Source organism: Exiguobacterium acetylicum, assembly GCF_022170825.1.
In the GTDB taxonomy this organism is placed as follows: domain Bacteria; phylum Bacillota; class Bacilli; order Exiguobacteriales; family Exiguobacteriaceae; genus Exiguobacterium_A; species Exiguobacterium_A acetylicum_B.
The window spans coordinates 1,540,283-1,558,876 of sequence record NZ_CP081878.1 but is presented as its reverse complement, the minus strand read 5'-3'; the positions used below and the strand labels follow the sequence as shown (position 1 = coordinate 1,558,876).

At 47.3% G+C, this 18,594-nt stretch carries 24 protein-coding genes; 13 read left to right on the top strand and 11 right to left on the bottom strand.

The window, feature by feature from the left end:
• The first annotated feature begins 236 nt into the window (after positions 1-236).
• The 3 genes from K6T22_RS08120 to K6T22_RS08110 all read left to right on the top strand — a co-directional run bounded on the left by K6T22_RS08120 (position 237) and on the right by K6T22_RS08110 (position 3,199).
• On the top strand, positions 237-1,289 hold the full coding sequence (locus K6T22_RS08120; protein WP_238239922.1) for a YrzE family protein: 1,053 nt from the start codon (positions 237-239) through the stop codon (positions 1,287-1,289).
• Between the two features lie 117 nt (positions 1,290-1,406).
• The gene (locus K6T22_RS08115; RefSeq protein WP_238239921.1) at positions 1,407-2,000 is read left to right on the top strand and encodes a TetR/AcrR family transcriptional regulator; all 594 of its coding nucleotides are present in this window, start codon (positions 1,407-1,409) and stop codon (positions 1,998-2,000) included.
• A gap of 17 nt (positions 2,001-2,017) precedes the next feature.
• Complete coding sequence (locus K6T22_RS08110; protein WP_238239920.1) at positions 2,018-3,199, top strand: MFS transporter; 1,182 nt, start codon at positions 2,018-2,020, stop codon at positions 3,197-3,199.
• A 40-nt stretch (positions 3,200-3,239) separates the two neighbouring features.
• On the opposite strand, the gene K6T22_RS08105 is transcribed toward K6T22_RS08110, so the two are convergent.
• The 4 genes from K6T22_RS08105 to K6T22_RS08085 form a co-directional block, all read right to left on the bottom strand.
• Complete coding sequence (locus tag K6T22_RS08105) at positions 3,240-3,845, bottom strand: HAD-IA family hydrolase (protein ID WP_238239919.1); 606 nt, start codon at positions 3,843-3,845, stop codon at positions 3,240-3,242.
• Positions 3,817-4,725 carry a PhzF family phenazine biosynthesis protein gene (locus K6T22_RS08100; RefSeq protein ID WP_283205712.1) on the bottom strand — a complete coding sequence of 303 codons (909 nt, stop codon included), beginning with the start codon at positions 4,723-4,725 and terminating at the stop codon, positions 3,817-3,819. Before K6T22_RS08100 ends, K6T22_RS08105 begins: the two co-directional genes overlap by 29 nt.
• Positions 4,725-5,780: a flavin monoamine oxidase family protein gene (locus K6T22_RS08095; protein WP_283205707.1), complete on the bottom strand. Its 1,056-nt coding sequence runs from the start codon at positions 5,778-5,780 to the stop codon at positions 4,725-4,727. Before K6T22_RS08095 ends, K6T22_RS08100 begins: the two co-directional genes overlap by 1 nt.
• An 80-nt stretch (positions 5,781-5,860) precedes the next feature.
• Positions 5,861-6,037 (bottom strand): hypothetical protein, encoded by a 177-nt coding sequence (locus K6T22_RS08085; RefSeq protein ID WP_238239917.1) that lies wholly within the window; start codon positions 6,035-6,037, stop codon positions 5,861-5,863.
• 189 nt (positions 6,038-6,226) lie between these two features.
• Between K6T22_RS08085 and K6T22_RS08080 the strand changes: the two genes are divergently transcribed.
• From K6T22_RS08080 to K6T22_RS08070, 3 genes are all read left to right on the top strand, one after another.
• Complete coding sequence (locus K6T22_RS08080; RefSeq protein WP_238239916.1) at positions 6,227-6,826, top strand: Pr6Pr family membrane protein; 600 nt, start codon at positions 6,227-6,229, stop codon at positions 6,824-6,826.
• Positions 6,827-6,982: 156 nt separating this feature from the next.
• Positions 6,983-7,192 (top strand): helix-turn-helix transcriptional regulator, encoded by a 210-nt coding sequence (locus tag K6T22_RS08075; RefSeq protein WP_238239915.1) that lies wholly within the window; start codon positions 6,983-6,985, stop codon positions 7,190-7,192.
• Positions 7,189-7,650 (top strand): DUF2178 domain-containing protein, encoded by a 462-nt coding sequence (locus K6T22_RS08070; RefSeq protein WP_238239913.1) that lies wholly within the window; start codon positions 7,189-7,191, stop codon positions 7,648-7,650. The genes K6T22_RS08075 and K6T22_RS08070 overlap by 4 nt, the downstream gene beginning before the upstream one ends.
• Here K6T22_RS08070 and K6T22_RS08065 read toward each other — a convergent pair.
• A complete protein-coding gene (locus tag K6T22_RS08065; protein WP_238239911.1) occupies positions 7,647-8,063 on the bottom strand; it encodes a GNAT family N-acetyltransferase in 417 nt (138 codons plus the stop codon). The genes K6T22_RS08070 and K6T22_RS08065 overlap by 4 nt on opposite strands.
• 80 nt (positions 8,064-8,143) lie before the next feature.
• Here K6T22_RS08065 and K6T22_RS08060 point away from each other — a divergent pair, with 80 nt between their 5' ends.
• Together K6T22_RS08060 and K6T22_RS08055 are read left to right on the top strand one after the other, a co-directional pair.
• Positions 8,144-8,674, top strand: a complete 531-nt coding sequence (locus tag K6T22_RS08060) for a GNAT family N-acetyltransferase (protein WP_238239910.1) — start codon at positions 8,144-8,146, stop codon at positions 8,672-8,674.
• Positions 8,671-9,456, top strand: a complete 786-nt coding sequence (locus K6T22_RS08055; protein WP_238239908.1) for an endonuclease/exonuclease/phosphatase family protein — start codon at positions 8,671-8,673, stop codon at positions 9,454-9,456. The genes K6T22_RS08060 and K6T22_RS08055 overlap by 4 nt, the downstream gene beginning before the upstream one ends.
• Before the next feature lie 40 nt (positions 9,457-9,496).
• On the opposite strand, the gene K6T22_RS08050 is transcribed toward K6T22_RS08055, so the two are convergent.
• From K6T22_RS08050 to K6T22_RS08040, 3 genes are all read right to left on the bottom strand, one after another.
• Complete coding sequence (locus tag K6T22_RS08050) at positions 9,497-10,000, bottom strand: YusW family protein (RefSeq protein ID WP_238239904.1); 504 nt, start codon at positions 9,998-10,000, stop codon at positions 9,497-9,499.
• The gene (locus K6T22_RS08045) at positions 9,997-10,611 is read right to left on the bottom strand and encodes a flavodoxin family protein (protein ID WP_283205706.1); all 615 of its coding nucleotides are present in this window, start codon (positions 10,609-10,611) and stop codon (positions 9,997-9,999) included. The genes K6T22_RS08050 and K6T22_RS08045 overlap by 4 nt, the downstream gene beginning before the upstream one ends.
• 125 nt (positions 10,612-10,736) lie before the next feature.
• Positions 10,737-11,216, bottom strand: a complete 480-nt coding sequence (locus tag K6T22_RS08040) for a GNAT family N-acetyltransferase (RefSeq protein ID WP_238239902.1) — start codon at positions 11,214-11,216, stop codon at positions 10,737-10,739.
• Between the two features lie 116 nt (positions 11,217-11,332).
• Here K6T22_RS08040 and K6T22_RS08035 point away from each other — a divergent pair, with 116 nt between their 5' ends.
• Positions 11,333-11,779: a MarR family winged helix-turn-helix transcriptional regulator gene (locus K6T22_RS08035; protein WP_238239900.1), complete on the top strand. Its 447-nt coding sequence runs from the start codon at positions 11,333-11,335 to the stop codon at positions 11,777-11,779.
• A gap of 35 nt (positions 11,780-11,814) precedes the next feature.
• Positions 11,815-13,083 carry an NAD(P)-binding domain-containing protein gene (locus tag K6T22_RS08030; protein WP_238239897.1) on the top strand — a complete coding sequence of 423 codons (1,269 nt, stop codon included), beginning with the start codon at positions 11,815-11,817 and terminating at the stop codon, positions 13,081-13,083.
• Between the two features lie 21 nt (positions 13,084-13,104).
• Here K6T22_RS08030 and K6T22_RS08025 read toward each other — a convergent pair whose 3' ends face one another.
• The gene (locus K6T22_RS08025) at positions 13,105-13,545 is read right to left on the bottom strand and encodes a VOC family protein (RefSeq protein WP_238239896.1); all 441 of its coding nucleotides are present in this window, start codon (positions 13,543-13,545) and stop codon (positions 13,105-13,107) included.
• Positions 13,546-13,695: 150 nt separating this feature from the next.
• Here K6T22_RS08025 and K6T22_RS08020 point away from each other — a divergent pair, with 150 nt between their 5' ends.
• Complete coding sequence (locus K6T22_RS08020) at positions 13,696-14,442, top strand: bacteriorhodopsin (RefSeq protein WP_238239893.1); 747 nt, start codon at positions 13,696-13,698, stop codon at positions 14,440-14,442.
• 31 nt (positions 14,443-14,473) lie between these two features.
• On the opposite strand, the gene K6T22_RS08015 is transcribed toward K6T22_RS08020, so the two are convergent.
• Entirely contained in the window at positions 14,474-14,896 is a 423-nt protein-coding gene (locus K6T22_RS08015; protein ID WP_238239892.1) for a hypothetical protein, read from the bottom strand.
• 81 nt (positions 14,897-14,977) lie between these two features.
• On the opposite strand from K6T22_RS08015, the gene K6T22_RS08010 reads away from it, so the two are divergent.
• Complete coding sequence (locus tag K6T22_RS08010; protein WP_238239891.1) at positions 14,978-15,481, top strand: DNA topology modulation protein; 504 nt, start codon at positions 14,978-14,980, stop codon at positions 15,479-15,481.
• 153 nt (positions 15,482-15,634) lie between these two features.
• Here K6T22_RS08010 and K6T22_RS08005 read toward each other — a convergent pair whose 3' ends face one another.
• Positions 15,635-17,341, bottom strand: coding sequence for a methyl-accepting chemotaxis protein (locus K6T22_RS08005; protein WP_238239889.1), 1,707 nt, complete (start codon positions 17,339-17,341; stop codon positions 15,635-15,637).
• A gap of 162 nt (positions 17,342-17,503) precedes the next feature.
• Between K6T22_RS08005 and K6T22_RS08000 the strand changes: the two genes are divergently transcribed.
• Positions 17,504-18,556 carry a C45 family autoproteolytic acyltransferase/hydrolase gene (locus K6T22_RS08000; RefSeq protein WP_238239887.1) on the top strand — a complete coding sequence of 351 codons (1,053 nt, stop codon included), beginning with the start codon at positions 17,504-17,506 and terminating at the stop codon, positions 18,554-18,556.
• Positions 18,557-18,594 lie beyond the last annotated feature (38 nt).

Here is an 18,594-nt window from a genome sequence, read left to right as displayed (position 1 = left end):
CTGTACAGTACAACGTGATACTTGATAAAAGTGTACGATGCTTTTTCTTCAAACGCAATCCATAACCCTTCATTGGAGTTCAGACGACCATTAATCATGTACTTGTAATACTAGGTTTCTCCATCTCATTGAGCGGTAATATAAGAGCTATGCGCGTAAGAAACTTGAGATGAAGCTTTTACATTCATGAACATCTCGAACTTGAAAGACCAATTTGGGGAGAGGTAGTGCTTATTATGGAAAAAACAAACAGAGGCTTTTCGTCCCATTTCCGACCGGAAGCGGACGACGCAGGTCGTAACATCTCATGGAGCTCGATTTTTGCAGGTGTGGTATCATTCTTATCCTTATTGATTTTATTTAGTCTCATCGGTTCAGCCATCGGACTCGGTGTCACGGACGTAACGTCGAACAATCCGTTTGATGGTGTCGGAACTGGCTTGATCATCTGGGCAATCCTTTCATTGCTCATCTCGCTATTCGTCGCTGGATTCGTCTCCGGTGTGACGTCCGCTCGTGCTGGTCTCGTTCACGGTTTCTTGACATGGTCAACAAGCGTCATCCTCTTGTTCGCTCTCTTGACATTCACGACAGTCAATACGTTACAATCGGTTGGCTCATTACTCGGAACAGTTGGTGGTGCGGCAGGTAACGGTATCGGATCTGTTGCTTCAACCGCTCAAGACGCTGCAACAAAAGGCTTTGATTCGATTACTAAAAACGTCTCACAAGTCGACACGAAAGAGCTTGAAGGAAACGTCGATGAGATTTTGAAAGACACGGATATTAAAGAGTTACAACCAGGCTACTTGCAAAATGAGCTTGACGCTGTCCAAGAAGACGTCACAGCTGCTGGTAAGGAAGCGATCACAAAACCAGAAAACTTCGATACAATCGTCCAAGATCTCGGGGATTCGTTAACAGCACGTGCTGAAAAAATCGAGAAATCGGTCGATGAAGATAAAATCGCTGACGCTGTCGCGAAAAACACCGACCTCACAGGTGCTGAGGCAGAAGAAGCGACACAAAACATCGTTGACGGTCTTAATACAGCAACAAAAGAAACAACGCAACAAATCGAAAATGCTAAACAAACGCTTGACGAAACTTCAGCAGACTTGAAAAAAACAGTCCAAGATGTCCGTGAGCAAACGGAACAAGCAACACAAACGGCATCAAAAGTTTCAATCTGGGCATTCGTCGGACTGCTTCTGACACTCATCTTCACGTCATTTGCTGGTATCGTCGGCTCACGCGTCGCTACTCGCGGTCGTGTCATGAACAAATAAGATGTACTACTGAACTGATTCCGCATACGCGGAGTCAGTTTTTTTGTGCAGTAAAACAATCTGATTGACTTCATCTAAATTCTCCTGTTAAAGTGTTACCTAACGACCGTTAGGAAGGTGATTGACCTGAAAGCCCAACAATTACTTCAGACGAGCATCCATCATTTTGCCGCGCACGGCTATGAAGGAGCATCGCTGCAAGAGATTGCGACAGAAGTCGGTATTAAGAAACCGTCAATCTATGCGCATTATAAAGGCAAGGATGACTTATTCCTGCAAGCGACGACGTATGCCTTGCAGGAACAAAAACGACGCTTCGCGACGTACTTTACGAAAACGCGCCAACAACCGCTCGAACAATCGTTGCATGGCTTCTTCGACTGGTTTATTACGGAGCAGCAAGATGATATCCTGATGCGATTCATTCTACGAGCAGCCTATTTTCCACCGGAGAAGCTCGAACAAGAGATGACAGAACGATTCAATCCATTTTTTGATTCGCTACACGATCTCTTGACGCGTTTACTTCGCGAACGAGACCGGACAGAACAGATTCTGTATTCAACGGACTACAAAAGTGCCGCACTCGCCTATTTGACCGTTGCTGAAGGCACATTGACGGAACTCGTCTATAACGGCGTCGATGCGTTTCACGCGAGACAACAAGCTGTTTGGCCAATCGTCTGGCGAGGTATGTCAAAAACGATTTAATTTAACTGAGGTGAACTATGCAAAACAATACATTGATTCTGAGTACATTGTTGCTCAACTTATTTATCGCCTTTTTAGGTATCGGTCTCGTCATTCCTGTCACACCGACGATCATGAACGAGCTCAACATTTCCGGAGCGACGGTCGGATACATGGTCTCCGCCTTTGCCTTTGCGCAACTGATTCTCTCTCCGCTTGCTGGACGCGCCGTTGACAAATATGGGCGTAAACCGATGATCATCATCGGCTTGTTCATCTTCAGTATGTCCGAGCTCTTGTTCGGTCTCGGTCAAAGCGTCGAAGTCCTGTTCGCCTCCCGAATTCTCGGTGGTGTCAGTGCTGCTTTCATCATGCCTGCCGTCACGGCATTCATTGCTGATATCACGACGAACGAGACTCGCCCGAAAGCGCTCGGTTATATGTCTGCTGCGATCTCGACTGGTTTCATCATCGGACCAGGAATCGGTGGATTCCTCGCTGATTTCGGAACGCGAACACCGTTCTTCTTCGCTGCTGCGTTCGGTTTGATAGCGATGGTCTTATCGGTCTTTACGCTCAAAGAACCAAATCGTCACCATGAGACAACGATGGTCAAACAACAGACTGGTTTCCGTAAAGTCTTCAGTCCACTCTATTTCATCGCCTTTCTTGTCCTGTTGATCTCGTCGTTCGGTCTTGCTTCGTTTGAGTCATTATTCGCCTTGTTCGTCGACCGCAAGTTCGGCTTCACAGCGAAAGATATTGCCCTTGCGATTTCGCTTGGAGCGATTGTCGGTGTCATCGTCCAAGTTGGATTGTTCGATCGATTGACACGCTGGTTCGGTGAGATTCGCTTGATTCGCTATAGTTTGATCGGTTCGACCTTACTCGTCGTCTTGATGACGTTCGTCACGAGCTACATCTCGATCATTCTTGTGACGATGGTCGTGTTCGTCGGGTTCGACTTGATGCGACCTGCCGTTACGACCTATCTCTCGAAGATCGCGGGAAATGAACAAGGATTCGTCGGTGGGATGAACTCGATGTTTACGAGTATCGGAAACATTCTTGGACCGATCGTCGGTGGATTATTGTTTGACGTCAACCTGAACTATCCGTTCTATTTTGCGACAGCGATGCTTGCAGTCGGTATTTTGCTGACGTACTTCTGGCACGCCCCACGCACCGAAGCAACCGAAGTCGATCGATTGTCCTCTTAACGCAACAGCCCCGTTTCCTTAAATGGAAGCGGGGCTGTTGTTATGTCAGGAAGAGTTCCTTTAATCGGTCTGGAGACAACACCGTGTAGGTCGCAACCGTCTCACTCGGTTGATTACTGATGAGACACGTTGCGATGCCAGCGTGATGTCCGGCTAAGACGTCGAGTTCCCGGTCGCCAATCATGATCGTTTCAGATAGTTGCAACTGATGCTGTTCGATCAGGTACTGAACGGCTTCTGGATCCGGTTTCCGTGCGAAGCCTTGTTCTGCCGTCAGAACATCTTGAAAATAATGTGTCAGCTGATGCTTGGTAAGTAAAGCGTGAATCGACTGCCCCCGGTGGGTGACGATATGGTGGGTCGCACCTCTCTCCGACAGCGTCTCTAACAGTTTCTGAATTCCCGGAAATGGATGCGAGCGGTCGAACTCGATCGTTGTTTTCTGTTGTTTGTATGTCGTAATGAATTCATCCGATACACCAAATGCCTCATACGTCGTTTTAGCCGACATCGCCATCAGCTCCGCGACTTCAACGCGATCGACCAGTCGTCCCTCACGTTCGAGCAATTCAACGAATACATCGACCAGTACGGGATACGTATCAAACAACGTTCCATCAAAATCCCAAATGAAATGTTTCAACATCTGCCTCTTCCTCTCCCACTTTCTTTATACCAACAAAAACAGCTTGCCCGTCCATCTCGACCTTCCATTTGCTGTGATCAAGACCTGCTCCGGAAATCCGGATTCCGACCTGCCCAGGTCGTCCCATTTCGTGTCCTTGTTCGACGATGATCGTTGTTTCCGTTGTTGCTGGTTGGATGAATTGTCGGTAATAAACGCCCATCACCCCACTCGCTGTTCCTGTGACTGGATCCTCGATACTACCTGCTCCCGTCGCTGAACAATGGCGTCCATGCATGGTCGCCTGTTCTTCATATGTATCGAAACAAATCGGATGAATCGATGCCTCGGGATGATCTGAAAGAACGTCTGCGAAACGTGCATTATCAGGTATCATCTGCTGAAAGTCTTCGAGACGTCGAATCGGCAACACAAGTGTCCAGTTGCCTGTACTACCGTAAACGACTGGCCATCGGTCATCGAGATGTTTTAACTCTAAACCAATCGATGCTAAGACTCGATCAATCTTACCTTCGAATGGTTGTAGCTCAGGTCGCCCTTGTTGCAAACGAAACATCCCGTTTGCTAAACGTGATGCTGGTAAGGTTCCTGATTTCGTCTCGATTTGAAGCGTCATCGGTAAACGTCCGGTTGTCTCTAAAGCAGTCAGTGCAGCAATCGTGCCGTGTCCGCATAGATTCATCTCCCGGTCCGGTGCAAAGTAACGCATGCGATAGTCTGCCTGATCGGAAGTCAGGACAAACGTCGTCTCGGTGAATCCATTCGCCCGCGCAATCCGTTGCATCTCAAGCTCTGATAATTGATTGGCGTCTAAGACGACTCCAGCCGGATTACCGCTTCCTGGCGTCGAAGTAAACACATCATAATGTAGCGTCTTGATTATTTTTCTTCTCCTCTCTTTTCTAAATAACGTTCAACAGATCGTAAGGCACCTTCTAGATGCCCACCGTGACTAGCATCCGTCTCTGTCCCGATCAATGAAATCGCTGCATGTTCCGCTCCGAAATCCATCGTATGATAGTCGGGGAAAGCCACTAGTGGAGCAGCATCCGCGCGTGATGCTGTCCACGCATCGGTCGACCAATCTTTATAAAACCAACCAATTGGATGAAGCGCCTGTTCACCGAACAAACGAGTCAACTGCGCAAGGACAGCTTCTTTGATTTCAGCCTCTGTCAGTGATTGTCGTTCATGTGCCGGTGTCCGGAAAAAACCAAACAACGCTCCTGGTCCGTCTTGTGGAGACGCGTCATGCATCTCTTGTACCATCCCGGACCAGCTGATTGCCTGACCAGACAAATCCGAATCACGCCAAAACGGTCTTTCATAAAGAACAAGACATTTAGCTTGTTGCGCCATCCAGGTCGGTAATGCTTCGAGTTCATCTAAGACCGCTTCCGGTAAGGCAGGTTCGTACGATAGTTTCGCTGCTAGACGCGGTGGTAGTGCGAGGACAATCTCGTCGAACGACTGACTCTTCTTTCCGAAACTGATGACGCTACGATTCGTCACATCGATCTGACTGATGGGAGACTTGAGTTGAATCGTTCCCGGTCGGAGTTGTGCAGCGAGAGCCCTAGCAACGGAGCGAATTCCGTCTCGGATACGCAACGCCGTTGGTTGATTCGAAACGAGATGTGACTCAATCGGTTGTCCCGCCCGTTCGAGTCGAAGCGCTCCCGTCGAATATTGTTCTAGTGTCGGTAAATGAAATCGATGGATCAAATCGACCATTAGTGGTTCGTTATCCGGCCAAAACCAGGTTGGTCCAAGATCAAAAGCGTACGTTTGTCCTGCTAGGTCGAAATCGACCGTCTCGATTCGTCCGCCAATTCGGTCACGTGCTTCATAGATTGTCACGTCGTGTCCAAGCTCCTGCAGGCGTGTCGCGAGATACAGCCCACTGATTCCTGCCCCAATGATGGCAATGTGCATCACTTTTCATCCTCTCTAGCTGTGATTCTTGTTTCAGTATAGCGGAACACGCGAAAAAACAAGGACGAGACGTCCTTGCCTTAGGATGATTGCATTTGCTGCCAGTCGTCTTCTTCATAAATGGATTGAACCCAATCAACCGGCACATACAGAGATCGGGCAATCGCTTCGTCTGTCTTACCGAGTTTTCTTAACAAACGGACGATTCGAATCCTTCGTTCGAGCTCCCGGTCATCCGGTATCAGTTCAGGCATCATTTTCTCTTCTCCTCTCCACTGAATCGGCGATGGTGTTTTCAAGAGAATACCCGATAATTGTCTGAATATTCCGTTTGGTGTGCAGAAGCAAGGATTTTTGATAATCATCTTTAAATTCTTATAGAACAGGAACTATATCTTTCTTACCGAATTAAAATAGTTAGTCTACCAATAAAGGAAGTGTTTCGAATGTTAATTTATCTTATTCGTATTGCGTTTGGGTTACTAGGTCTTACTGCTGTTATCTTTCAGTTTCAAGCAGGATTAAGTCGCCCGACCTTTAATCCGATCAACTTTTTTAGTTATTTTACAATCCTTAGTAATTTACTATTCGCAATTCTTCTCTTACTCACGGGCTGGTCGAAAACAGCCTACACAAAAACGACACCCGTTCGAGGTGCTACGACCTTATATATGATTATCACTGGACTTGTGTACATAACATTACTTCGTGGTTTGGAAGAAAGTCTTCAGACACCTATTCCTTGGGTCAATACCGTTTTGCATTACATCATGCCGACTTTTTCTTTAATCAATTGGTTGATTTTCATTCCTCGTTATTCGTTACGTCGAATTCATGCATTGTTATGGCTAGTGTTCCCGTTAGTATATTTAGTTTACAGCCTAGTGCGCGGAAGATATACCGACTTTTATCCGTATCCGTTCTTAAATGTAACAACACAAGGTATCGGAAACGTCTTGTTTATTAGCTTCGTTATTATGATAGTCTTTGTTATTTTAAGTATCATCCTTCGTTTCTTATTTAATCGCTTACAAACGTATCGTTGAATCACATTTCCTTCAACAAAGTTAATGGCCGTTACCTTAATAAGGTGACGGCTATTCATTTTGCTACTAATTTTTTCTTATCATAAAAAGTAAAGTCCGCTTTACAAATTGTAAAACAGACTTTACAATGTAAACAACTGGAAAGGAGGTCGTCAGATGAAGCTGACGAACCATGTCCGCCTCTATCGCCAACAGCATAAGTGGACGCAGGAACAGTTCTCGGAACGAATCGGCGTGACGCGCCAGACCGTCATCTCGCTTGAAAAAGGGAGCTATACGCCGTCGCTCTTACTAGCGATGCAGATTGCTCGTGTTTTCGATCGACCCATCGAAGAACTATTTCAATTAGAGGAGGAATCCCGATGAAACGTGTCGTCACTCAATCCTTACTTAATTGCTGTCTCTACTTTTTAGCTGCTTATCTCATCAGTGCCATTCATGCTAATCTGCAGTTATTTCAAGATGACCCGGTATCCGGTACGGGATTGTCGCTGGAATTAAATCTAATTGGCGTCCTTCCAGTTCTAGTGATTGCGATTATCCTTTCGGTCGTCAGTTATTTCTTACGAGAAGACCGGTCACGTTCGTTTGCAACAGCAGAATTTTCTGACTCAGACGAACGCGAGGCACTCATCACCGGGAAAGCGACGCGTGCAGCGTACGTCGCTTTTATGATCAGCCTTCCCGTCCTAATGCTTGCCTTTTTATTTGAGCAACCGTTACTTCAACTGTATCCAGCATTTCCATTTTATGCGATTGCTCTTGTCTTATCGATCGGAACACTTACGTACATGTCAGCTTGGATCGTGCACGTCCGGCGTTAAAGTCGCTTGACGAAGAAATAGTGTGTTTGTCCAATCGACGGATGATCAGTCAGGCGTCCATACTCTTCATAACTATGTTTGCGGTAAAAGTCTGGTGCTTGAAAATCAAACGTATCCAAAAGGATTTTCGTACACGCCGCTCCCTTCGCATATTCTTCAATTACTTGCAGCAGGCGGGTTCCGACACCTGCCTGTCGTGCTGTATCGCTCACCCAAAGAAACTGGACATGAATGTGTTGCCAACCGAAAGAGGCGGTAATGCCTCCGATGCATTCGCCCGTCTCATTATAAGCTGTAAAACAAAGTTCTTCCGATTGTTCATATAAGGCTTCAGGAACATGTTGCCGATTATAGGCAATCAATTGCTCGCGGATGAATGTCCCGTCTTCCTTCGTTCCCGTATGAATTTCCACACTGCTCCCCCCTTAAATTTACAAATGATACCATTAATGCCATAATGATAGCATATTCCAACTCGATCGGAGGATTACATATGCAGACGATGCACCACACGTTTGACACACAACGTTATCAGATTCGACCAGCTCGGCTGAGTGACGCTGAGGCTCTCGCTGAACTCCGCCAAGCACTCGACGCGGAAACGGAATATTTTGACCGGATGCCCGGTGAGGACGTGATGACGGCGACGGATTTCGCGAACCAGTTACGTCAAACATCAGTGCCAGACCGTATCCTTGTCGTCGAGAGTGAAGGGCGACTGATCGCTTATGCTCGCTGTCGCGGATTTCATTTGAAACGCTTCGCGCATAAGGCATCATTCGGACTCGGTGTACTTCAATCCGATTGGGGACAAGGCGTTGGGAGCCAACTCATGGATCGGATGATTGCTTGGGCGAAAGCGCAATCACTCCTCAAAATTCAGCTTGAGGTCGTTGAAACGAATCTTGGTGCCATTCGGCTTTATCAGCGGCATGGGTTTCAAGAAGAAGGACGGCTTCGTCACGACCGGTTACTATCGGACGGCTGTTATTACGATACCGTTCTGATGGGCTTACACCTATGAGTCACTCGTTATCGATTGCGACCTATAACATTTGGCACCATCCGCACAAACGACAAGAACGGTTCAAGGCATTGTGCGCGGAGATCAATCAACACCAACCGGACATTCTCCTGTTGCAAGAAGTCATGTCGACGTTTCATCCAGACGAACCGTTCGTCTCGATCGCCGAGCATTTGGCGCAAGCAACCGGATACCCTTATTGGATGATGGATCCTTACATGGATTCACCGGATGAGGGACTTGCCATTTTAACAAAACTGCCGTTTGAGCGAACGGATTCGAGTGCTGCCGCGACAGTGAACATCAACCACCACTGTGCGATTCGAATCCCCTTCACAATTGATGGTATCCAATTTGCGGTAACGAATATTCATTTTAACTGGCGCGCCTCTGACATCCGACTTGATCAACTTCAATTCGTCAACGAATGGATCGCCTCGCAATCAGATGACGCGACGATCGAGTTCTTAGGCGGAGACTTCAATGATTGTCCGGGGTCGCCCGTTCATCACGCTGCGCTACGCGAGTGGGTTGATCTCGCGGACAGTTATGCTACGCGAACCGATCAAGTCGCAGCTGCGACGCTTGATCCCGTAACGAATTCGCATTTGGCATCGAATGACGGCGTCACGACACCGGTTCGGTATGATTGGTTACTTTGTCAGCGTTCGCCCCTACCTGTGACGTTACAGCATGTGCAACTGATCGGAAACAAGCGACTGACACATCATCTATTACCAAGCGACCATTATGGCGTTCTCGCTCATTTGACGATTTACTAAAACAAGAGGTCTACGCCCCTTACGAGCGCAGACCTCTTGTTTATTTTTGATATTCTTTTTCGGTCCCGTCTGAGAATTCAATTTCGACCTCTAAACGGGAAGCATCTTGAATCGCAAACACACGCTCGACCTCTCCGATGACGTCTGCTTCTGATGTATCCGCATCAATCTTTAAGTTCTTGAACTTCGAATCGAGTTCCGTCATCGCATCGTCCCCTTGCTTTTGCTCTCCCTTATAACGGTATTCTGCTTCGGTTCCATCGTTATCCCGGTCATAACTAATATCAATAGCATCGTTATCCCCGTCGACGTCCGCCTCAATCGATAGACTGTTGAATCCATAGTCCGTATCGGCATTTTTCGTCACAGTATCCTGATCTTGCATCGTATCGTCATTATTCATCGTATCGTCGGTCGTATTTGAATTCGTCGATCCTTCTTCGACCTTGTCTGTCGAAGTTTCGTCATTTCCGCAACCTGCCACCATCAAACTCATGGCGAATAATGTTGCGACACCGTATCCCGTCAAACGTCGCTTTTTCATTCCATCACATTCCCTTCCGCTGGTATCGGATGTTCTTTAAGCATACGTGCAAGGTGTAACAAGTTATGCGCTAAAAACTGAGCATGTCGTTTCGTGAAGTCATTTTCTCGTCCCGCTTCAATATAAGACGGTCCGGGTCCTGCTTCTCCGACCCAATAAGCATCGACGTTCGGTGGGATCGTAAAACCGATGTGCGATAACCCATATAAAATTGAAGCCGATGCGTGCTTAGCACCATCTTCGTTTCCAGTAACAACGACACCACCTACTTTATTGTAATAAATGGCTTGACCGACATCATTCGTCAAAGCACTTCCACCGTAGAGCCGTTCAATGACTTGTGTCGCGACACTACTCTTCTCGCCAAGCCAAAGCGGTGTTCCGATAACGACGATATCAGCTTGTTTCACTTTTTCGAAGATGACCGGCCACCCATCTCCGTCTCCTTCGTCGTCCGTGACACCAAACGCCACATCATGATCAACGACACGTACGATCTCGGACTCGACTTGATCGCCCCAATATTTAATGACATCTTGAATCAACGCTTCCGTGTTCGAAGGTTCCGTTGATGCCTTTAAAGTGCAGTTCAGAAATACAGCTCGTATCATTCGTTCATCCTCCTCCGCCACTTGTAATCAATATCACTTTTATTACTTTCCTTTTGTGAACAACCCATAAACAAAAAACTCCGCTTTACGGCATTCTTCTAGCTATCTTTAACGTGATTCTGCAGTCAACGGATAGTAGTTCGTCGTTCGAACAATAATGTATCTCGCCAAACACCATGATGCCTAGCAATCGCCCGTCTTCGACCAACAAGTTCAAATCCAAATCGCTCGTGCAATCGTCTACTTGCTACATTTTCAGGGAAAAGATGCGATTGGAGTGTCCAAATTCCGTGCGTGTCCGCAAACTGAATCATCGCCGCTAATATACATCGACCACCGCCGTTACCGCGAAACGACCGATCGACATAAATACTGATTTCCCGAACGCCACTGTAGACTTCACGTTCGGAGACACGACTTAGTTTCCCCCATCCAACGACATGTATCTCGTGGATCAGAACGAATCGCTCTGCTTGTAACATTCCTATCCACCACACCTCTTCACGAATCATCGTTTCGAATGTTGCGTTACCATCTTCGATTCCTTGCTGGTAAATCTCATGTACGCGATAACGGTCTTCTTCTTCCATCCAACGAATTCGCATCCGAATCCCTCCATTTCTTAGTGATTTAGTAAAATCATCATATAATCACTTGCAAATTACAAATAATTATTATATAAATGATTCATAAAAGTTATTACGAGAAAGGAGCACGGATCTTGAATGAAACCCGCGAACTATTCCAAACGTTCACTCGACGTTTTGGGTTACTCAATAAGAATTGTTGTGCCGTCCTAGATGAAGAGATTTCACTCGTTCAGAGTCATCTCTTGTATCAAGTCGCAAAACATCCCGATTCCTCAATGCAAGAAATTGCCGATCAACTTGCACTAGACATTACGACGTTTAGTCGCCAAGTCCAGACGTTAATCAAGCGAGACTTACTAGTAAAACGCCCTGCTGTCAATGACCGACGCATCCACCTTCTTCGTTTGTCTGAAAAAGGAAATCGTGTCGCTGAAGCCATCGATCAAGAAATGAACGTCTACCTCGATAGCATCTTCTCCTCGATGACATCCTTTGAAAAGGCACATGTCCTCCAAGCGATTGATTTGTTGAATACGAAGATGGCAGAAAGTGACGCCTGCTGTAAACCATGTCTTTAATACTTGCAAATTACAAATAAAAGGAGGAGTTACGTATGACAAATCTTTCAACTTATCCCGTTGTAATCATTGGTGCCGGTCCAATTGGTCTTGCCGCTGCTGCGCAACTTGCGGTGGAAGAACAACCTTTTCTTTTGTTCGAAAAAGGGTCTTCAATCGCCCATCACGTCAAACAATGGGAACACGTTCGGATGTTTTCAACATGGCAATACAACATCAGCGATGCAGCACGTCTGTTGCTCGAAATGACGGATTGGATCGCACCAGCAGACGATGATACACCAACCGGATCGGCACTAATTGAACAGTATCTTGCTCCCCTCGCTACTTTGCCAGAAATTGCTCCATCTCTTCACTTTCATCACGAGATCCTCTCCGTCTCTCGAGCAGGTCTTGATAAAATGACGAACGCCTCACGTGAAACGACGCCGTTCGAATTAGTCATAGACACGCCGAATGGACGTAAACATATTCTCGCTTTCGCGGTCATCGATGCGTCTGGCGTCCTCGGGCGACCAAACCCCGCTATCAGTTCCGGACATCGAGTCGAAATCGAACAGAACTTACCTGTTCGGTATTCGATCGTAAATGCAAAACGTGATACTGTTGTTTTCGCTAATCAATCCGTCGCTGTCATCGGTAGCGGGCACTCGGCTTTGAACTCACTCCTTGAACTTGTTTCCATTAAAGCGCAACACCCTGAAACGGAGATTCATTGGATCCTTCGCAAATCGGACCCAGTTCAAGCCTACGGCGGAGAAGATAAGGATGCATTGGAAGGTCGCGGTGCCCTCGGTTCACGCATCCGTCAGCTCGTTGAACGAGAGCAAATCAATCTACACACTGGTTTCAAAACTCAATCGATTGAATCTGAGGGAACTTCGTTCGCCATCACCTCACAAGACGGTCAATCACTCTTTGCTATCGATCAGCTGATCGTCAACGCGGGAAGTCGACCTGACTTCTCATTCCTTGGGGAAGTACGGCTTGATATCGATCCAGTGACCGAAAGCAACCGGACGCTCGCTCCCCTGATTGACCCGAACCTTCACAGTTGTGGTACCGTCCGTCCACATGGGGAAGAGGAATTACGTCATCCGGATCACGGAATATATCTTGTCGGTGCGAAGAGTTACGGGCGTGCGCCAACCTTTCTGCTTGCGACGGGGTATGAACAGATCCGGTCGATCGTCGCTTATCTTGTCGGAGACGAGAAACGCGCTAAACGAGTTGAGTTGACGCTGCCGGAAACCGGTGTCTGCAAAGTCTCCTTACCAGAATCATCGACTTCGTGTTGTTCATGAATGCAAAAATCGATCCCATTGTTATTCGGGATCGATTTTTTCTGCCAGCTCAACAATCACACCTTCTGGTCCACGTACATAACAGAGACGATAGTCGCGTTCATAATCCGCTATGCTTCCGATCGGATGATAGCCAATATTCGCTAGACGATTGATGAGTGCGTCGAGTGCCGTCACCTCAAAACAGAGATGACGGAATCCATTCGCGTAGACCGGATGAATTTCCTTAGACGAATCGCGCGGCTCCTTAAAGCGAACGAGCTCAATCCAGATCGGTTCATCTGGTAATCCGAGTGCGACACATCCCGTTTTTGCTCCCTGTAAGTCTAATAGCTGATCGAGCAGTGTTCCTTCCATCTCCCACCGTCCGCGCACTTCAAGACCGCAAAGCGTAAAAAAACGAATCGCTTCTTCGAAATCTTCGACATTCAAGCTGATATGATCCATTCGTTTGATCGTCATCTGTCACTCCTCCTCAAGTGTGTCGAAATGTTGTCAAACCGTTGATAGACAGCACATTCAAAGCGTTCCGACATGACGTTTAACTCCTTCATTCTTTATAAAATAGAAGTATGAAAGGTCGTGCCCACTTACGAAAAGGAGTCGAATCACATGGAAGATGTCAACCTTCTCGTTCTTGCGACCCAGTACATGTTCTGGGTCGGATTCGTCGGAATGGCCGCCGGTACGCTCTATTTTCTCGTCGAACGAAATTCCCTCGCCCCGGAATACCGTTCGACCGCAACAGTCGCTGCACTCGTCACGTTCGTCGCTGCGATTCATTACTATTTCATGAAGCAAGCTGTCGGGGAATCCGGTTTGTTGTCGGAGATCGATGGCTTTCCGACTGAAATCCGCTACATCGACTGGCTTGTGACGACGCCTCTCTTGCTGATTAAGTTTCCTTTACTGCTTGGATTAAAGGAAGGAAAAGGACGTGCGTTGTTGACGAAACTCGTCATCGCGGACATCATCATGATCATCGGTGGTTACATCGGAGAGTCGTCGATCAATCTAGCAGGTGGCTTCACACAACTCGGTCTTTGGGCATACGTCGCCGGTTGTATCGCATGGTTTTATATCATTTATCTCTTGTTCACGAATGTCACGAAAGCCGCTGAAGACAAACCCGCACCGATTCGAAAAGCACTGTTACAAATGCGCTTGTTCATTTTGATTGGCTGGGCGATCTATCCGGTCGGTTACGCCGTCACCTTATTTGCACCCGGCATCGAGGTACAGCTCGTCCGCGAATTGATTTATAACTTTGCCGACTTGATCAACAAGGTCGGATTCGGTCTGATCGCCTTCTTCGCTGTCAAGACGATGTCCGCTGCGCAAAAAACAAAATCCCTTTAATCAAAAGACCGGATGTTGTGGCATCCGGTCTTTATTTAAATTCATGCTGTAGTTCACTCGGAAATCCTCCGTTTTTAAATGTAAAACTCGACAGGTTAATCCTGTCCCCATCCATCTCTAAATAATAGGTTACGTTAGGTTCGTTCTCAAATTTGACTTCAACTTCGTATGGACTTGAAGAAGATTCGTATGAAAATTTTTGTGTTTTTGTAGTGTAGACTTCATCAGGGAATTGACGTGCCAGTTCCATCTTAAGCAACTTCGCATTCTCAGCAATCTGCTGATTCACGAGCGTCGGTCGGACATACCAAAAGGAACTACATCCGATTGCCACCAAACCAAGCAAAATCAATCCATACCGCTTCCAGCGTACCGGCAGAAAAATCACGCCGCAGCCAATCACGAGTAGTACAAAAACGATCGTCATCCCTTCGATTATAAAATTTGGTACCATCTCATTCACTCCTTTCGTTCTATCCTCAACTAGAAAAACGTGGTATGATCAATTCCTATGACAAAAAATAGGAGGTATTTCATGCAGAAAATCATTTTGATAGGGTCTGGTGGATCCGGCAAATCAACTCTTGCGCGGGCGCTGGGAGAGAAACTCGGCTATCCCGTCAATCACCTTGACACCTTATTATGGCGTCCGAACTGGGAGGCGGTCTCGCGTGAGGAACAACGCTTGATTCAACAAACACTCACGTCACGCGACACGTGGATCATCGACGGCAATTACGGTGGAACGCTTGACTTACGGATCGATGCAGCCGATACGATCATCTTCCTTGATTTACCTCGGACGCTTTGTCTTTACCGGGCACTCAAACGGACATGGCGCTATCGCAAGACCAGTCGACCGGACATGGCGACAGGTTGCCCCGAGAAGTTGTCACTCGATTTTCTAAAGTGGATTTGGCGTTTTCCGGTTGATAAGCGCCCAGAAATCCTTTCAACACTTGAAGCTACTTCCGATAAACAGATCATTCACTTAAGGTCCCGCCGCGCCGTCAAACAGTTTCTTCAATCACTTTCATAATATCCATCCACCGATTCGATTGCCTTGCGTCATTCTTACTTAACATGTACATACGACGAAACAACCTTACTCCCCTGCCTATTTTCCAGTCATTACCGTAAATATAAAAACGACCATGACGGGTTTCCCCTCATGGTCGTCGTTTTTAATCACTTAGACAGTAAACCTGCCCGTGACTTGTTTTAAATCATCTGCCATCGTCGCAAGCGACTGTGACGCCGATGAAATTTCTTCCATCGATGCCATCTGTTCTTCAGTCGAGGCTGAGATGTTTTGTGTACCAGCAGCAGTTCCTTCTGTCACCGCTTGAATCGTCCGCATGACAGAGGCAATCTGTTCACTTGCTGCCGCCATTTCTTGAACGGCACCCGATACTTCTTCGACGTGCCCTGTCACGTCGGTGATGGCTGTCTCGATATCGGCAAACGAAGCACCAGCTTGATCGACGACTGCGATCCCACTCGTCATCTCCGTCGAAACTTTCTCCATCGAGACGACGGATGCTTCCGTCTCTTGTTGGATGACACGAATCAATGTCTCGATTTGTTTTGCTGAGACCGCTGATTGCTCAGCGAGCGTCTTGACTTCAGCAGCAACAACAGCGAATCCGCGTCCTTGTTCGCCAGCACGCGCTGCTTCGATCGCTGCGTTTAGTGCGAGCAAGTTCGTCTGTGCTGCAACACCCTTGATCGAGTCCGTGATTTGTCCGATTTCTTGTGAACGATTACCAAGACCATCAATGACGTGGCTGAGACGATTAAAATCGTCTTGAATCCGACCCATCTGCGTGCCGAGTGTTCCGACGACTTGACCACCGAGTGCGACCTTTTCCATCGCATCCGCCGTACGTTCCGTCATCTGTTGCGCATTGCCCGCGACGTAACGGACCGACGTCGTCAATTCTTCGATTGTCCGTGAGGCGTCGGACACTTGATGCAGTTGTTGACTTGCCCCGCTTGCCATCTCTTCCATCGTCACGGCGACCATTTCCGTCGCTTTCGTCGTCGACTCCGCATTGACGCTTAATTCGTCTGACGCAACAGCGACACGATCTGCCGTACCTGTTAGTTCAAGCACGACTTGTTGTTGTGACGCAATCATCTCGTTGAAGGACGTCGTCAATTGACCGAGTTCGTCTTTTGAGTCGTAATTGCCTCGAATCGTTAAATCTCCATTACCCGATTGATCCATCCAACCTTGGAGCTGTCGAATCGGTCGCGTGATGAGGCGTGTAATGTACATCGCAAGTCCTGCAAACAAGAGGACTGCAAGTAAAAAGATGCCGAGCATTAAGTAAAAGGCCGTTTGTTTTTCTGCTTGATTCTGAGCGTCAAGCGTCTTCGCTTGTTTCGTCATCGAAGCCATTAAGTTTTTTGCTGAATCCGCGACGTTATCCCGAACTTGTTCGAGACCTTGCGAATACGCCGTATACGCTTCTTCTGTCTCGTTACGCGTCGCTGCGTCTTGAACGATCGTCATCGAGTTATCATAGGCGAGGACATTATCTTTTAATTCTTCAAGCTGTTTCTTTTCTTTAGCATCGAATTGCCCTGTTTTTTCGACCTTCGTGACTGACGAGCGAATCTGTTCTTGCCGCGTATCGATATCAGCTTGTAGTTCAGCGACCCGCGCCTCGTCCTTCGTTAACATCATCTCGACCAAAAAAGAATCGAGCGCGCGCGTATCGATTCGGATTTGAGCGACTTCCTGGATTGGTATCAAGTTTTCCTGATACATCGCGCGTGAAGCGTTCGACATCTGATTTAAGAAATAGAGTCCTGCCCCCGCAATTAAAAGCATCGCAACGACGGCTGTTGCGATCAAAGCTTGTATCTTCCGTCTGACTGACATATGTTTCATTCCATCCCCTCCCGTTTTTGTTATCGGTTCAAGAATGAAAAAGTTGACTATTTTCTTAATATTCCCATACTTTAGATGTGCTCAAAGAAAGACTTGCCATACGACTTTCTCTCTTCCGTTCGATATAATCAGCGTACAGCAGTCAAAGAAAGGGTGAATCGTATGCAACGTGTAGCCAATGAGATCACACAATTTCGCGGCAGTCATTATGAATTCGGTCGCGAACAAGGGCGTTACGTCAAACGAAACCAGTTGCTCCATAATCGGGAGGACAACTGGAAAATCCGTGTCCCGCGCTTTCAAGTCGATCCGGTCGAAACGAAGGAGATGTTCCTTCGGTATGCTCCGCATATTTGGGACGAGTTACTCGGACTTCAGGATGAACTCGAACTATCACTTCCGGATACGTTACTCCATTTCGGTCATTACCGCGTCGAAGGACCAAAAAGTGGTTGTTCGATCATGACCGGCGATAACTTTCTCGTCCGCAATTATGACTACCATCCGATGACGTACGATGGGCGATTTTCTGTCTTTCAACCGAACGATGGTGGTTCCGCAATCATCGGTCCGGCATCGCGTGTGACCGGACGAATGGACGGGATGAACGAACATGGTCTTGCGATGGGCTATAATTTCATCAATCGCCGTCGTCCGGGTGACGGGTTCGTCAGCTTCATGATCGGTCGCATCATCTTAGAAATGTGTACGTCGGTTGATGATGCGATTTCACTCGTAAAAGAAATTCCGCATCGGGGATCGTTCACATATGTCGTCCACGATAAATCAGCGCGTTCATTCGTCATCGAAGCAACGGCACGGGATGTGCTGGTGCGCGAGACAAACATGTGTACGAATCACTTCGATTTGCTCCAACACGAGAACCGTTACCACCTCGATGACTCGAAACGTCGGATGATGGAGTTAAAGACCCACCAACACATGATTCAAGACGCAGAATCTGCTTTTCGCCTTCTCAACGATACCGATAAAGGAGTCTTTGCTGATCTGTACGCCCAGTGGGCAGGTACGATTCACACATCGGCTTATTTCCCTGAGGAATTGAAGGTCTGGTTCGCTCTCGGTGGTGACCAGGAACCGGTGACGTTCGACTTTGCTGACTGGCTAGCTGGTAATGACTTTGCAGCACGTGAGATCACGGGCGAACTAGAGACGAACATTCAGTTCGCAAATACATTACAAACCTGGCGTTAATAGACGAACTCCCCTAGCGAACGATTCACTAGGGGAGT

Excerpts from the sequence above, each read along its gene's own strand:
- K6T22_RS08120 (WP_238239922.1), top strand. The coding sequence starts at position 237 with ATGGAAAAAACAAACAGAGGCTTTTCGTCCCATTTCCGACCGGAAGCG.
- K6T22_RS08110 (WP_238239920.1), top strand. The coding sequence starts at position 2,018 with ATGCAAAACAATACATTGATTCTGAGTACATTGTTGCTCAACTTATTT.
- K6T22_RS08105 (WP_238239919.1), bottom strand. The coding sequence starts at position 3,845 with ATGTTGAAACATTTCATTTGGGATTTTGATGGAACGTTGTTTGATACG.
- K6T22_RS08095 (WP_283205707.1), bottom strand. The coding sequence starts at position 5,780 with ATGCACATTGCCATCATTGGGGCAGGAATCAGTGGGCTGTATCTCGCG.
- K6T22_RS08085 (WP_238239917.1), bottom strand. The coding sequence starts at position 6,037 with ATGATGCCTGAACTGATACCGGATGACCGGGAGCTCGAACGAAGGATT.
- K6T22_RS08080 (WP_238239916.1), top strand. The coding sequence starts at position 6,227 with ATGTTAATTTATCTTATTCGTATTGCGTTTGGGTTACTAGGTCTTACT.
- K6T22_RS08075 (WP_238239915.1), top strand. The coding sequence starts at position 6,983 with ATGAAGCTGACGAACCATGTCCGCCTCTATCGCCAACAGCATAAGTGG.
- K6T22_RS08070 (WP_238239913.1), top strand. The coding sequence starts at position 7,189 with ATGAAACGTGTCGTCACTCAATCCTTACTTAATTGCTGTCTCTACTTT.
- K6T22_RS08060 (WP_238239910.1), top strand. The coding sequence starts at position 8,144 with ATGCAGACGATGCACCACACGTTTGACACACAACGTTATCAGATTCGA.
- K6T22_RS08055 (WP_238239908.1), top strand. The coding sequence starts at position 8,671 with ATGAGTCACTCGTTATCGATTGCGACCTATAACATTTGGCACCATCCG.
- K6T22_RS08050 (WP_238239904.1), bottom strand. The coding sequence starts at position 10,000 with ATGAAAAAGCGACGTTTGACGGGATACGGTGTCGCAACATTATTCGCC.
- K6T22_RS08045 (WP_283205706.1), bottom strand. The coding sequence starts at position 10,611 with ATGATACGAGCTGTATTTCTGAACTGCACTTTAAAGGCATCAACGGAA.
- K6T22_RS08040 (WP_238239902.1), bottom strand. The coding sequence starts at position 11,216 with ATGCGAATTCGTTGGATGGAAGAAGAAGACCGTTATCGCGTACATGAG.
- K6T22_RS08030 (WP_238239897.1), top strand. The coding sequence starts at position 11,815 with ATGACAAATCTTTCAACTTATCCCGTTGTAATCATTGGTGCCGGTCCA.
- K6T22_RS08025 (WP_238239896.1), bottom strand. The coding sequence starts at position 13,545 with ATGACGATCAAACGAATGGATCATATCAGCTTGAATGTCGAAGATTTC.
- K6T22_RS08020 (WP_238239893.1), top strand. The coding sequence starts at position 13,696 with ATGGAAGATGTCAACCTTCTCGTTCTTGCGACCCAGTACATGTTCTGG.
- K6T22_RS08015 (WP_238239892.1), bottom strand. The coding sequence starts at position 14,896 with ATGGTACCAAATTTTATAATCGAAGGGATGACGATCGTTTTTGTACTA.
- K6T22_RS08010 (WP_238239891.1), top strand. The coding sequence starts at position 14,978 with ATGCAGAAAATCATTTTGATAGGGTCTGGTGGATCCGGCAAATCAACT.
- K6T22_RS08005 (WP_238239889.1), bottom strand. The coding sequence starts at position 17,341 with ATGAAACATATGTCAGTCAGACGGAAGATACAAGCTTTGATCGCAACA.
- K6T22_RS08000 (WP_238239887.1), top strand. The coding sequence starts at position 17,504 with ATGCAACGTGTAGCCAATGAGATCACACAATTTCGCGGCAGTCATTAT.